We start from the raw sequence: 13,475 nt of genomic DNA, 5'->3' as shown, positions 1-13,475 counted from the left end.
GATGGGCCCCGGCCTTCGCCGGGGTGACACCGTAGGTGGGTGAAATGGTGTCAGCCTGGCAACTACTCGGATGATGAGCTGGAAAGCTCGGCTTCCTGCGCGGCCAAGGCAGCGGCGCGGCGCTTCTCAATCATCCGAACGGAAATGATCGAGAGTTCGTAGAGCAGGTACATTGGCACGGCGAGGCCGATCTGGGAGATCGGATCGGGCGGCGTGATGAAGGCCGCAAAGATCAGGATGCCGACGATGGCATAGCGGCGACCCTTCTTGAGCATGTCGACATGCACGAGGTCGATCTGCGCCAGCAGGGTCAGGATCACCGGCAGCTGGAAGCAGACGCCAAAGGCCAGGATCAGCACCATGGCGAAGCCGAGATATTCGCTGACGCTAACCAACATTTGGATTTCGTCGGTCTGCATGCCCGCAAAGAAGCGCAGCGCCATCGGCAGCACGACGAAATATACGAGGGCCGCGCCAGCCGCGAAGAACACTGGCGTGGCGATCAGGTACGGCAAGAACGCCTTGCGCTCGTGCTTATACAGCCCCGGCGCGACGAACATGTAGATTTGGGAGGCGATCATCGGGAAACCGAGGAAGATCGCGCCAAACATCGCCACGTTCAGATAGGTGAAAAACAGCTCCTGCGGGGCTGTGAAAATCAGGTTGGTGCCCGGTGCCGCAGCGCGATATGGCGCCAGCAACCAGTCGTAGATGGTGCTGGCGAAAATGAAGCAGAAAGCCATCAGGGCGACAATGGTCACCGCCGAATAGATCAGCCGCTTGCGCAGTTCGACCAAATGCTCGAGCAGCGGCGCTTCGCTGCCGGCGAGTTCGTCAACCGGCTCGGCGCTCTTGTCTTCGATCTGTTTTGCGTCGGCCATGGTCTAGTTATCCCCGGCGGCTGCTGCCTTGCGGGGAGCGCGGACCTTTGGTGTGTTGGTCGCCGGCGAGTCAGCGGGTTCGACCGCCAGTGCAGGAATGGGCTTTGGAGCCGTTACTTTCTTCGTGCGCGGCTTAACTGCCGCAACGGCGACCGGCTGAGATTCGGCAGGTGCAGGCACTGCGTCGAGCGGCGCCAGATCGGTGGTCTCCACAGGCCGCGTCGGGGCGGCCTTGGCCCTTGCGGGCGCTTTGGGCTTGACCGCCGCCTTGGTTGGCGCCCGCACGCTGGCCGTGGACGCCGTCGGTGCAGGACCGGCCGGCTTGAATCCGGCTTCAGCTGCGACCTCATCCGCGGTCTTGGTCGGCGTCATGCCCGCCTGAACCTTGATCGCGTCAACCACGCTTTCGGTCTTGGGATCGGTCGGCTTGATGATGCCGCTTGGCTTGGGACCGGTCGGGGTCATTGCATTGAACTCCTTGCGGATTTCATCACTGGTCTTCTTGAGCGGGCCAGTAATCGAGTTGCGCAGGTTGCGAACCTCATCAAGACCGGAGGTCTTGTTGATCTCGCGCTGGAACTCGCTTCCCATGCGCCTGATCTGGCCGATGATCTTGCCGACGCGGTTCATCACCACGGGCAAGTCTTTCGGGCCGATGACGATCAGCGCCACGACGCCAATCACCAGCATCTCTGTCCAGCCCAAGCCGAGCATAGTCTTATTCCTTCAAAGCATGAGCGCGGCCAGAGAGAACGTCCTATAGGACGTCCTTCTTCTCGGTCTCGCGGACGATTTCGCCATCGGCGGTGGTGGTTACGCGTTCCACCGGCTTATCGTCGTCTTTCATCCCCTTCTGGAAAGCTTTGATGCCCGAAGCGACTTCGCCCATCATGCCGGAAATCTTGCCGCGACCGAACAGCATGATCACAACGACGGCGACGATGAGAATGCCCCAAATTCCTGGCGCGTGCATATTGGACTCCCTAGTAAAACTCAGAACGCGTTACACGCGAAAGATAGGTCAGAAATAGGGTCAATCGCGCGCAAACACAAGAACGTGCTCAGGGTCGAGCGTTACGAATACGTCTTGTCCCACGCTGAGTTCGGCATCGGACGGCTGGCGCAGGCCGAGCGGAGCGTCGAGCCCATCGACCGAGACCTCGCAGATATCGATGCCGATGGCGTTGCGCTTGCCGATGATGCGGCCGGGCGTACCAGACCCGCGCAGGGCAATGCGCACGCCCCCCGCAGGGCGGATGGCCACGGTGACGGAGGTGCCATCGGCCAGGCCCGGCGTAGCGACGGGACCGAGAGGCGTCATCGCCTGAGCCCCGGAAACGCGGGTCTCTACTTCGCTCAATGGCGAAAAGAACCGTGCCGCATTAAGGTCGATCGGTCGGCGGTAAACCTCGGCCGGAGTGCCGATCTGGGCAATGCGACCTTGGCGCAGCAAGGCCACGCGGTCGCCCAGCAGCATGGCCTCTTCGGGGTCATGAGTGACCATCAGGCTGGTCACATTGGTCTCGCGCAGCACAGCCAAGGTCTCCTCGCGGACACTTTCACGCATGCGGGCGTCGAGGCTGGAAAAGGGTTCGTCGAGCAGCAGAACGCCGGGTCTTGGGGCGACGCTGCGGGCGAGGGCGAGGCGCTGTTGCTGACCGCCGGAAAGCATGTGCGGATAGTCGGTTTCGCGGTCAGCGAGGCCAACGCGTTTCAGGGCGGCGCGCGCCTGCGCCAGGGCGCCGGCCCGGTTGAGGCCCCGGAGTCCGAACAGCACATTCCTTAGCACGGTCAAATGAGGGAAGAGCGCAAAGTCTTGAAACATCAAGCCAATTCCGCGTCGGTCTGGTGGCGTCGTGGCGCCGGGTGCGGAGACCGTCTCGCCGTTGATGCGCACCGCACCGCCATGCACCGGCTGGATTCCTGCCGCGACGCGGAGCGCTGTCGACTTGCCGGAACCGGATTCGCCCAGTAGGCAAACGATCTCGCCCGGCCGTAAGCTGAGAGAAAACTGGTCGAGGACCACGCGGTTTCCGAGGCTGACAGTAACCGCGTCGAAATCGAGGGTGGCGGCAAAGCTGACGCCGGTCGTCCCCCTGGCGCCCCAATCAGTCATCGGCATGATCCTCGTCGCTGCCCAAGTCGTCGGGCTCGAGCGGATCTTCGTCGTCACGGAGGGCGCTATCGAAGGGCAGCGGGATTTGCAAGGTGGCCGGCAGCCGACCGGAGAGCAGGCCGGAGCCCTTGAGTTCGTCCATGCCGGGCAGATCGCTGAGACTTTCCAATCCGAAGTGATCGAGAAAAGCGTCGGTAGTGCCATAGGTTACGGGACGACCGGGGGTGCGACGACGGCCGCGCATGCGGATCCAGCCGGCTTCCATCAGCAGGTCGAGCGTACCCTTGCCGGTGGCAACGCCGCGAACTTCCTCGATTTCAGCGCGGGTCGCGGGCTGGTGGTAAGCGATGATGGACAGGGTTTCGAGCGCCGCACGAGATAGCGGACGGGTCTCGCTTTCCTCGCGGCGGAGCAGGAATCCGAGATCGTCTGCAGTTCGAAAGGCCCACTTATCCCCGCGCCGGACCAGGTTGACCCCCCTGCCCGCATAGCGCTGCTGGAGCGCCTCAAGCAGTTCACCTACTCGTGCTCCGTCCCCCACAAAAGGTAGCAGGCTATTAGCATCGAGCGGCTCATTCGATGCAAAAAGCACCGCTTCAAGGATACGCATATGGCGCTCAAGCACTTCCTGCCGGTCATCGTACATTTCGGTCAAGAGCAGTCGGCCTTGTGCCTGCGCATCAGCAGCGGTCCAAAGGTCTCGGTCTGGCGCAAATCGATCTGGCCGAGGCGGACGAGTTCGAGGCTCGAAGCGAAACTGGAGGCGCGGACAGTGGCGCGTTCTGCCGGGGTGGCGAGATAATCCACAAGGTAGGAGTCCATTGCCACCCACTCAAAGCTTTCCCCGATCAGGCGTTGCAAAATATCGCGCGCGTCGTGGAGCGACCAGACGGTGCGCTGGATGGGCGAGTAGTCCTCGGTGATGCCGCGCTGGCGCTGGCTGGCATAGGCCTTGAGCAGATCGTAGAGCGTGGCCTCCCAAATATTGGTACGGGTGACCGCCATGGGCTCGGGCATGCCCCTGGCGTAGACTCGGGAGCCCAACCGAGGGAGGTTCATCAGGCGGTTGGCGGCCTGGCGCATGGCTTCGAGGCGCTTTAGGCGGAATTGCAGCATGGCGGCGAGCATTTCGCCCGATGGCTCGTCATCGGACCGCGCCTGCGGCACCATGAGCCGGCTTTTGAGATAGGCCAGCCACGCTGCCATCACCAGATAATCGGCCGCCACTTCGATGCGCTTCTCGCGCACGGTTTCGATGAATGCGAGATATTGCTCGGCCAGAGCCAAGACGGAAATGGCGGCAAGATCAACCTTTTGCCGCCGCGCCAGATCGAGCAGAAGGTCGAGCGGGCCCTCATAGCCATCTACGTCGACATACATGACATCTTCGTCAGCCGGCGGTGTCGGCGTTTCAAACCAGTCGGTCTGGGCTGTGGTCATCGAAGTGGGCGCCGCGCTGCTGGAAACTGGCGCCATCCTTGGCCGCTGGGTCGGCAAGCGTCAAGCGTTGAGCCGCAACCTGCGATGATGTGCACCGGTCCGTTGGGACCGGCGCTCTTTACATCGGAACGCAGTCGCCACCGGCAGCTTTGACATTGGCGCAGATGGTGTTCGCATCCTGCGTAGAGGCGGCCGGCACGCGCACGCGGTAGTAGATACCCCGCTCGCCCAGATCGACACGCTGCACTTCGAGATTGGCGCCATTGAACACCGGGCCAAAACGCGTCACCAAATTCTGTCCGGCCTGCCGCGCCTCATCCTCGGTGCGCAAGGATGCCAGCTGAGCATAGGCCGGAGCGGTATTACCCAATGGGGCGACTTCGACCGGTTGCGCCGTGGCTGTGGTCACCTGCGCCGGGGCCACTGGCGTCGCTGCAGCAGCCGGCGCGGCGGTGGCACCAAAGGCGCTGTTAGTCGGCGGGGGAGGCAGCATGTTGCCACCGCCGCTGCCAGAGTTGACGACGGCATTGACCGGCGAGGTCGGCGCGACGAACGACGCCGCGCCCGGTCCTTCAAGACCGGCGGGGCGAGTCATCGGAACGACGGTTGTCTTGCCAGCCAGCGCATTGCCAGCCAGATCGACGGCGGGAACGGTGGCGCCCGGGGTGACCAGCGCGATGGCCGGTGCAGCAGGCGTCGGGGTCGCGGCAGGCGTCGCCGCCGCGGGATCTGTAGCAGTCGCAGGAGCCGCGATGCTGGCGAGCAGCTCTTCGCTAGCGGTTTCGGCACCCGGAACGGCCGGTACGTTCGGCCGTGCAACGGGCAGGATGTTGCTGCCGGCAACGCTGTCTTCGCCGCTGACGATAGTGCCATCGGGGCGAACGGTGACGGTACGAACCTTGCGGTTGGCGAGGCCTTCTTCACTCACTTCCGCAGTAGGCGGAATTTGAGTGACCTCACTCACGTCGGCCTGGTCGCGCGATAACAGCTGCTCTTCAGCACCCGGCACCACGCCATCGATCTCGTTGAAGACGACGGATTGCGATGCAGCGGCTTCGGGATCGACAACCGGCGTTTCCTTGGAGGGGCTGGCATCTGCCGTAAGCAGCGGTGCAGGACCGGCCTCGCGACCGAGACCCAACACCCAATAGAGACCGAAGCCGGCGGCCAGCAGCAACGTCACCGCCACCAGCGGGCCCGCGAGGGCTCGGGTCATGCCCAAGGCGCGTGGAGCGCGCCGTGCGCGAGGCGCGACGGGCTCTTGGTTAGATTGCTCTGTTGTATCTACCCAACCAATTTTTACGCCGGTGGCCTGAGCCGCCGCAAGAATGGCCTCATCGGCGCCCGTCAGCGGACGCCTGCTGCCGGAAGATTGTGCAGCCTGAGAGGCGGGAATTGTGGGCGTGGCGAGGCTACGAAGAGCTGGACTGGGAACAATCCGTTCCGACTTGTAAGCAGGATTATTGGCGCGATCGAGTTCGACCCGCATGGCGCTGCCAATCAGGCTTTCGATCTCGTCGATCGGATCGCGGCCGATGCCGTCGTCCAATGCGTCCGGCGTGGGTTCGGGCGCTGGCTGGCGCCAGTCGAAGGACGGCTCGGTGCGAGCGGGTGCATCGGCAACCGGCGCCGGAGCAGCCACGACAGGCTCGCTGACTACGGGGACAACTGAGGGAACGGCGGCACCTGACCCGAGACCAAATACTGGCGCAACCTTGAAGCGGTCCTGTTCCGGGCGTGGCGCCGACTGCAGGTTGACGGGACGCATGACAATGCGTTCCTGCGTATTGGGTGCGGTCAGGTTTGCAGCGACGGCGGTCGGTGACCATCTGGACGATGGCGGCGGCGCTGGGCGGGCTTCTGCAACAATAGGCGCCGGGGCCGGAACGGGCACGGCGGGCGCTTCTATTACCGGCTCAGGGTCGTTCGACAGTTCAGCGGCAATCAGGTCGGCAATAGTGTCGTGATCGGCAGGCGTGAAACCGGCATCGGGCACCATCTGCACCGGCGAAGACGGCGCCGCGACCTGGGCTGGGATCGACTGCTCTGACGCGGGCGCTGGAATGCTCTTGGGTGCGACGAGGCCAAAGTCGAAACGGAACGGCTCAACGGGCTCGGGCGCAACGTTATACTGCGCGGCTTCCGCCATCGCTTCTGGAGCATCGAGTGCGCCCGACTGATCGGGCGCCGACGAGGCTTGGAAATCGAAACGCGGCAAAGGCGTCGTGCCGGTATCGCTACCGGGAATTCGGACTGGCGACGAAGGGCGAGTCGGTTCCGCTGGCTTATCGCTCTGCGCATCCTGCGCCATGAGCTTGGCCAATTCGGCAATCAGGTCGTCTGAAGTGTCGGACTGTCCGGCCATCGGTTGCGGTTTCGCTGTCATCTGGCAGCGCCCTCTCGGTTACGACTACGGCACCCTGACGGGGGCATTGTGCCGGAAATCACCATAGTATTGCGCCGGAATTATGAAAGCTCCTCCGGTGCTGTAACGCCCAGAATTGCTAGTGCGTTGGCGATAACCTGACGCACGGCATCGACCAGCGCGAGTCGGGCCAAAGTCAGCTTTGGGTCGTCAGAGTTAACAAATCGTAAATGGGGGTCATCCTTGCCCTTGGCCCAGAAGCCATGGAATGCCGCCGCAAGCTCGTGAACATAGAAGGCAATGCGGTGCGGCTCGTGGGCTATAGCCGCCGCGGTGACGGTGCGCGGCCATGCTGCGAGCACCCGAACCAGGTCGAGTTCTGCTGGTGTGGCAATACGTTCGATCTCTGCCGAAGCGAGTGCTGCAGGGGAGAAATCGAGCGCCGGAAGATCGCGCGCCGCGGTCTTGAAGATCGAGTGCGTCCGGGCATGCGCGTATTGAACGTAAAAGACCGGGTTATCCTTGGTCTGTTCCTTGACCAGGGCAAAATCGAAATCCATGGCCGCATCATTGCGCCGATACATCAGCATGAAGCGCGTAGCGTCGGCCCCGACTTCTTCGACAACACCTGCCAGGGTGACCAGATCGCCCGAACGCTTTGACATCTTGAACGGCTCGCCATTCTTGAGCAGGCGAACCAGTTGGCAGATGCGGACGTCCATATCGGCGGCATTGAGCGAGACGGCCTTGGTGGCCGCCTGCAGGCGCTTGACGTAACCCGAGTGGTCGGCGCCCAGCACGTTGATCATGTGCTTGAAGCCGCGCAGGAATTTATTGCGGTGATAGGCGATATCGGCCGCGAAATAGGTATAGGACCCATCCGACTTGATCAGCGGGCGATCGATGTCGTCACCATAATCGGTGGCGCGGAACAGCGTCTGCTCGCGGTCTTCCCATTCCTCGGGCGCCTTGCCCTTTGGTGGCTCCAGCCGACCCTCATAGATCATGCCCATCTCGCGCAGCCAGGCGAGCGTGAGCTCGATATCGCCCCCCGGCCCGTGCAGCGTGCGCTCGGAAAAGAACACGTCGTGATGGATGTTGAGCCGGGCCAGGTCGGCCTTGATCAGTTCCAGCATGGCGGCCAGAACGCGATCTTTGATCAGCGGAGTACGCTCGGCCTCGGGCATGGCCAGCAGGCTATCGCCGAACTCAGCCTTGAGGGCCTCGCCGACCGGGATCAGGTAATCGCCGGGATAGAAGCCGGACGGAATTTCGATGGTCTCGCCCAGAGCTTCGCGGTAGCGCAGGAAGCTGGAATTGGCGAGCGTGTCGATCTGGCTGCCGGCGTCGTTGATGTAGTATTCGCGGCTGACCTCATAGCCGGAAAACGCCATCAGCGCGGCCAGCGTATCGCCGAACACGGCACCGCGGGTGTGGCCGACATGCATTGGTCCGGTCGGGTTGGCCGAGACATATTCGATGTTGACGGCTTCGCCGCCGCCCAGCGTGGAGCGGCCGAAATCGGCACCCTGCTCGGCAATCGACTTCAGCACCTGGTGCCAGACCGGCGCAGCGAGACGGAAGTTGATGAAACCGGGACCAGCCACTTCGACCGAGACCACGTCGGCATCATGCTTGAAATGCTCGACCAGGGCGGTCGCCACTTCGCGCGGATTTTTGCCGAGCGGCTTGGCAACGATCATCGCTGCGTTGGTGGAGAGATCACCATGGGACGCATCTCGCGGAGGCTCGACCACGATGCGGGCGATGAGGTCGGCGCCGGCTTCGGGGAACAGAACCTGCATCGCATTGGCAATGCGCGCGGAGAATAGGGCAAAAACGTCCATGGTAGACCTGACTATTGAAGTGCGCCGGGGTTAACGGAAATCCGGGCGAGCGTCAAACAGCCGGGCATATTCGTCGAGGGCGTAGGGATCGGTCATGCCGGCGATGAAATCGGCGACGATGCGGGCAAGTGCATGGTCGTCGGGGGCGTCGGCGGCGTAGCCGTGCCAGCGGCCGGGGAGGTCGCGGCTGGCCATGTAGCGGATGAACAGGCCGGTGACGACGGTTTCGCTGTGGCGGACGGGGACCATGACGGTTTCGTGGCGATAGACGCGTTCGAACAGGAAGGCCTTGAGGCCTTTTTCGGCTTCGGCTGCGGATTGAGAGAAGGTCACGAGTGTACGGCCGGCGTTGCGGACGTCTTCGGGGGAGTTGATACCGGACGCGGCAATGTTGGCGGAAGTGGTGGCGATGACGTCTTCGATGCTGGAGGTGATGAGGCGGCGCTGCACTTCGTGGGCCTGGCGCTTGGGGGCGATGCCGGGATAGCGGGCGAGCACTTCGCGCACGATGGGGCCGGCTAACGGTACGTCGACCATATCAGCCAGAACGATCAGGCCGGCGCGGAGGGCGTCGTCGATGTCATGGGCGTTATAGGCCACGTCGTCGGCGATGGCAGCGGTCTGGGCTTCGAGCGAGGCGAAGCTGGAGAGACGCAGGTCGGCGGCGGCGGGGATGTCGTCGAGGCCGGCGGGGAGGCCTTCGTGGGCGTATTTGCCGAATGGCGTGCCATCGGCGTTAGTCAGCGGGCCATTGTGCTTGAGAATGCCTTCGAGGGTTTCCCAAGTGAGATTGAGGCCGTCATGCTCGGCATAGCGGTTTTCCAGCCGCGTGACGACACGCATGGCCTGGATATTGTGATCGAAGCCGCCGTAGGGTTGCATTGCGGCATGGAGCGCGCGCTCGCCGGCGTGGCCGAACGGGGTGTGGCCCAGATCATGGCTGAGGGCAACGGCTTCGGCGAGGTCTTCATCCAGCCGCAAGGCGCGGGCCATCGAGCGGGCCATCTGGCTGACTTCGAGCGTATGAGTCAGCCTGTTCCGGAAATGGCCGCCAAACTGCAGGAAAACCTGGGTTTTGTACTGCAGGCGGCGGAAGGCGGTGGAATGAATGATGCGGTCGCGGTCGCGCTGGAATTCGCTGCGCGTCGGGCTGGGGCCGGTGCTGTGGAGCCGCCCGAGGGAAAACTCTGACCGGCTGGCATAGGGAGCGGTGTCGCTCATCGGGGATCGCTTTGCCTTTTGACGACTTGGGCCTTTTCAAATGGTCCAAGAGTTACTATTTTAGCCTAACCGTTATGACATTACGGCGTGGAACTATCATGACCGAAACCCTGCTTGCCTCCCCCGAAGTCGTATTGACCGATCGCGCTGCCAAGCGGGTGGCGCGCATACTCGCCAAGGAGCCGCAAGGCACGGTGTTGCGCATTTCGGTGGCGGGGGGTGGCTGCTCCGGATTCCAGTATGAATACAATCTCGTACAGGAAAAGCCGGCCAGCGACGATATCGTTTTGAGCAAGGGCGACGCGACTGTGCTGATCGATTCGATGAGCCTTGAATTCATGGGCGGCGCCGAGATCGACTTTACCGATGACCTGATCGGCCAGTCATTCCAGATCAAGAACCCTAATGCCGTAGCGTCCTGCGGTTGCGGGACGAGCTTTGCGGTTTAGCCTTCCTGGTTGATCAATCGGGCGTGGCTTTGCATAGTTGTATCCGAGGGGAACAATATGCAGCAGTCGGTCGATCGCGTCATAGACGACGCCATAAGCAATAAATCCATTGTCGGGGCCGAGATCATCGCGTCGAAAGGCGGCGAGATCGTCTATCGACGCGCCGCTGGTTATTTTGACCGCGAAGCCGGCATAGCCATGCCGGAAAACGCGATTTATCGGCTTGCTTCGGTCACCAAGCCAATCGTCGCGACGACTGCGCTGGCCATGGCGGACAAGGGGTTGCTCGACCTCGACGACCGGGTTGACCGATACCTTCCGTATTTTCAACCCAGGCTTGGCGATGGCAGTATTGCCAACATCGCCCTGAAGCACTTGCTGAACCACACTGCCGGGCTGAGTTATGGCTATCCGGGTGACACGATCATCACCACCGGTATGCAGGATACCAATCTCGATCATGAGAGCAATCTGACGCGAATCGCGCAGCAACCTCTGTTGTTCGCTCCAGGCGCCGGGTGGAACTATTCGGTGGCTATCGACGTCCTGGGCGCGGTTCTGGCAGCAGTACATGGTGGTACGCTCGGTGAGGCAGCCTTCACCCAGGTGACCGGGCCGCTAGGTATGAGCGATACCGGTTTCGAGGTTTCCGATCCCTCCCGGCTGGCGCCAGCCTATGCCGATGGTACGCCGGAGCCGGTCCGCATGGCGGATCATCAGACAATTATCAATGACAATGGCGACACGACAATATTCTCGCCGGTGCGAGTGTGGAATCCCAAAGCCTTCCAGTCTGGCGGCGCCGGCATGGTGGGCACAGGCGTCGATATCCTGAAATTACTCGAAACACTGCGGACCGGCGGCGGCGGCATTGTCTCCGCCAGTACGGTCGCCGCGGCGATGCGCAATCAGGTCGGCAAATTGCCGCGCGAGGACGCCGGGCTGCGGTTTGGCTATCTTGGCGCCGTGGTGGATGATCCGGTTGCGGCCAACACGCCAGAGGCCCCGGGAACTGTCAACTGGGGCGGGGTATACGGACATTCGTGGCTGGTGGACCCGGCCAACGAACTGGTAATGGTCTCGATGAGCAACACCGCGCAGGAAGGGTGCCTCGGAATGTTTCCACGTAACGTGCGGAACGCCATCTATGCGGATTTCCTGCGCGGTTGAGCTGTCGGCACTTAAGGAGACTCTCGCCATGCGTATCGCCACCTGGAACATCAACGGCATCAAGGCCCGCATCGAGTTGCTGGTCACCTGGCTGGCGCAGGAAAAGCCGGACATCGTGGTGCTGCAGGAGATCAAGACCATCGACGAGGGCTTTCCTCGCGCCGAGATCGAGGCGCTTGGTTACAATATCGAGACGCATGGGCAGAAGAGCTGGAACGGCGTGGCCATCCTGTCGCTGCTGCCGTTCGACGAGGTGTCGCGCGGGCTGCCCGGCGACGATGCCGACGAGCAGGCACGCTTGATCGAGGGAGTGTTCTCGGTCGAGACCGGCGCCATCCGGGTGTGCGGGATTTACCTGCCGAACGGTAACCCGGTGGATACGGAAAAATTCCCCTACAAGCTGAGCTGGATGAAGCGACTGGAGACCTATGTCGAGGGCCGACTGGCGCTGGAAGAGCCGTTCGTGCTGCTGGGGGATTTCAACCTGATCCCGGCGCCGATCGATGCGCATGACCCGGCTGCCTGGTGGGGCGATGCGTTGTATCGCCCGGAGAGCCTCGAGCGCTGGCGGACGCTGGTTAACCTCGGGCTGACCGATGCGCTGCGGGCGACGACATCGGAATCCGCCTATACGTTTTGGGATTTCCAGGCTGGCGCGTGGCGACGCAACGCCGGCATTCGTATCGATCACCTGATGCTGTCGCCACAGGCGGCGGACCGGCTGGAAGACGTGATCGTGCACAAGGATGTGCGCGGCTGGGACAAGCCGAGCGATCATGTGCCGGTCGAGGGGCGGTTTAGTTTTTGAGGGGCTGGTTCGCTCGAGTAAGTGAGGAAGAATACCCCCACCTAGCCTTGGTTGCTCAAATCGCTCCACCGGAGCGATTTGCCCCTCTGGATCGCGCCCAAGCCCTGAAAAGGGGGAGGAATCCGATCCAGTTTTTGGCGGGATTTGTGACGATCACCAAAGGTATTCCTCCCCCTCATCAGGGGAAAGTTAGGTGGGGGTACCAACTGTCATTCAAGCAAAAAAGTTCACCCGCCATTCGGGCATAGCCCTCAAGGCCTTCTGACCTAAAAACGCGCCACTGGCGCGTTTTAGCCGCGGAGCGGCCCGTCAAAAGCCAGCAAACTGCGGGGCTATCGTGTCGGCCAGCTTGGTCGCTTCTAACTGTTGCTCGGGGGCAGCCGCTGCCACTGCCTTGTTGAGCATGTCGTCGATCCAGCCGGCATCGGCGGTGGTGGCGCAGCGCTGGTGGGCGATTTCGAGCCACATCAGGCCTTCAACGGGCTGGGCTTCGATCCCCTCGACGCCGTGGAACAGCAGTTCGCCGAGCTGAGCCTGCGCCGGGCAATGCCCCTTGCGGGCGGCCAGCGAGAACCAGCGGGCGCTTTGCAGCGGATTGGCACCGAGGCCATCGTCACTCATGTAGAGCAGGCCGACGCGGTATTGCGCATCGGCGTCACCGAAATAGGTGGCGGCATGCAGCAACAGGGCGTGCGAACGCTCGGCGTCGGCAGGAATGCCAGCATCAGGCAGACCTTCGCGGTAGTAGTCGCCGACTTTGACAAATGACTGGGCCACGATATCGGCCTCGACGCCCTTGGGCACTGCATCGGCGTGCTGATTGGCGATCTGGGCGAAGTAGCCGAAAGCCTTGGCCGGGTCGCGGTCTACGCCTTCGCCGTTTTCATACATGGTGCCGAGTTGCCACATGGCCATCGGCTGGCCGGCTTCGGCGGCGTCTTCGAGGGCCGCAAGCAGGTCGTCTCCAGAAACACCGCCTCCTGCCCCATCGAGCATGTTGGCCATGTTGAGGGCAGCGTCGGCTGCCGTCTGGGCGTGCACAGGCAGGATCGACGCAGCGAGCGCGAGGACGACTGCCGTTGTCACGGAAATCAGGGAGTGGTCCCTAATGGTCCGCATCTTGCTCCTTCTTGCCCGCATTCTTGCGGGCGAACATTGTTTCCGAGGCCCGTTCAGGC

General features: G+C 62.5%; 14 protein-coding genes. 4 read left to right on the top strand and 10 right to left on the bottom strand.

From position 1 onward, the window contains the following. Window positions 1-62 precede the first annotated feature (62 nt). From tatC to WH91_RS13845, 6 genes are read right to left on the bottom strand one after another with little or no spacing between them, the layout of a single operon-like run. Window positions 63-881, bottom strand: coding sequence for a twin-arginine translocase subunit TatC (tatC, locus tag WH91_RS13870; protein WP_046171606.1), 819 nt, complete (start codon window positions 879-881; stop codon window positions 63-65). Window positions 882-884: 3 nt separating this feature from the next. Next, window positions 885-1,595 carry a Sec-independent protein translocase protein TatB gene (tatB, locus tag WH91_RS13865; RefSeq protein WP_046171605.1) on the bottom strand — a complete coding sequence of 237 codons (711 nt, stop codon included), beginning with the start codon at window positions 1,593-1,595 and terminating at the stop codon, window positions 885-887. A gap of 43 nt (window positions 1,596-1,638) precedes the next feature. Further along, complete coding sequence (gene tatA, locus WH91_RS13860; protein WP_046171604.1) at window positions 1,639-1,854, bottom strand: twin-arginine translocase TatA/TatE family subunit; 216 nt, start codon at window positions 1,852-1,854, stop codon at window positions 1,639-1,641. A gap of 60 nt (window positions 1,855-1,914) precedes the next feature. After that, window positions 1,915-2,997: an ABC transporter ATP-binding protein gene (locus tag WH91_RS13855; RefSeq protein ID WP_244542307.1), complete on the bottom strand. Its 1,083-nt coding sequence runs from the start codon at window positions 2,995-2,997 to the stop codon at window positions 1,915-1,917. Then, window positions 2,990-3,643, bottom strand: coding sequence for an SMC-Scp complex subunit ScpB (gene scpB / locus WH91_RS13850; RefSeq protein ID WP_046171692.1), 654 nt, complete (start codon window positions 3,641-3,643; stop codon window positions 2,990-2,992). The genes WH91_RS13855 and scpB overlap by 8 nt, the downstream gene beginning before the upstream one ends. Before the next feature lie 5 nt (window positions 3,644-3,648). Further along, window positions 3,649-4,437, bottom strand: a complete 789-nt coding sequence (locus WH91_RS13845) for a segregation and condensation protein A (RefSeq protein WP_046171602.1) — start codon at window positions 4,435-4,437, stop codon at window positions 3,649-3,651. Here WH91_RS13845 and WH91_RS25475 point away from each other — a divergent pair. Beyond that, window positions 4,376-4,525 (top strand): hypothetical protein, encoded by a 150-nt coding sequence (locus WH91_RS25475; protein WP_244542309.1) that lies wholly within the window; start codon window positions 4,376-4,378, stop codon window positions 4,523-4,525. The genes WH91_RS13845 and WH91_RS25475 overlap by 62 nt on opposite strands. A 30-nt stretch (window positions 4,526-4,555) precedes the next feature. Here WH91_RS25475 and WH91_RS13840 read toward each other — a convergent pair whose 3' ends face one another. The 3 genes from WH91_RS13840 to WH91_RS13830 form a co-directional block, all read right to left on the bottom strand. After that, window positions 4,556-6,823 (bottom strand): SPOR domain-containing protein, encoded by a 2,268-nt coding sequence (locus WH91_RS13840; protein WP_143078020.1) that lies wholly within the window; start codon window positions 6,821-6,823, stop codon window positions 4,556-4,558. Between the two features lie 80 nt (window positions 6,824-6,903). Beyond that, the gene (gene argS / locus WH91_RS13835) at window positions 6,904-8,649 is read right to left on the bottom strand and encodes an arginine--tRNA ligase (RefSeq protein ID WP_046171600.1); all 1,746 of its coding nucleotides are present in this window, start codon (window positions 8,647-8,649) and stop codon (window positions 6,904-6,906) included. Between the two features lie 30 nt (window positions 8,650-8,679). Next, window positions 8,680-9,870, bottom strand: a complete 1,191-nt coding sequence (locus WH91_RS13830) for a deoxyguanosinetriphosphate triphosphohydrolase (protein ID WP_046171599.1) — start codon at window positions 9,868-9,870, stop codon at window positions 8,680-8,682. Between the two features lie 98 nt (window positions 9,871-9,968). Here WH91_RS13830 and WH91_RS13825 point away from each other — a divergent pair, with 98 nt between their 5' ends. From WH91_RS13825 to xth, 3 genes are read left to right on the top strand one after another with little or no spacing between them, the layout of a single operon-like run. After that, window positions 9,969-10,319 carry a HesB/IscA family protein gene (locus WH91_RS13825; protein WP_046171598.1) on the top strand — a complete coding sequence of 117 codons (351 nt, stop codon included), beginning with the start codon at window positions 9,969-9,971 and terminating at the stop codon, window positions 10,317-10,319. A 57-nt stretch (window positions 10,320-10,376) separates the two neighbouring features. Then, window positions 10,377-11,489 carry a serine hydrolase domain-containing protein gene (locus tag WH91_RS13820; protein ID WP_046171597.1) on the top strand — a complete coding sequence of 371 codons (1,113 nt, stop codon included), beginning with the start codon at window positions 10,377-10,379 and terminating at the stop codon, window positions 11,487-11,489. Window positions 11,490-11,517: 28 nt separating this feature from the next. Continuing rightward, window positions 11,518-12,297, top strand: a complete 780-nt coding sequence (gene xth, locus WH91_RS13815; RefSeq protein WP_046171691.1) for an exodeoxyribonuclease III — start codon at window positions 11,518-11,520, stop codon at window positions 12,295-12,297. Window positions 12,298-12,606: 309 nt separating this feature from the next. Here the strand turns inward: xth and WH91_RS13810 are convergent, their stop codons facing one another. Next, window positions 12,607-13,416, bottom strand: a complete 810-nt coding sequence (locus WH91_RS13810; protein ID WP_052952845.1) for a tetratricopeptide repeat protein — start codon at window positions 13,414-13,416, stop codon at window positions 12,607-12,609. Between the last annotated feature and the right edge of the window lie 59 nt (window positions 13,417-13,475).

The organism is Devosia psychrophila (genome assembly GCF_000971275.1).
GTDB lineage: Bacteria > Pseudomonadota > Alphaproteobacteria > Rhizobiales > Devosiaceae > Devosia > Devosia psychrophila.
The sequence above is the reverse complement of the archived record's forward strand: the minus strand, read 5'-3'. Positions and strand labels throughout refer to the sequence as shown.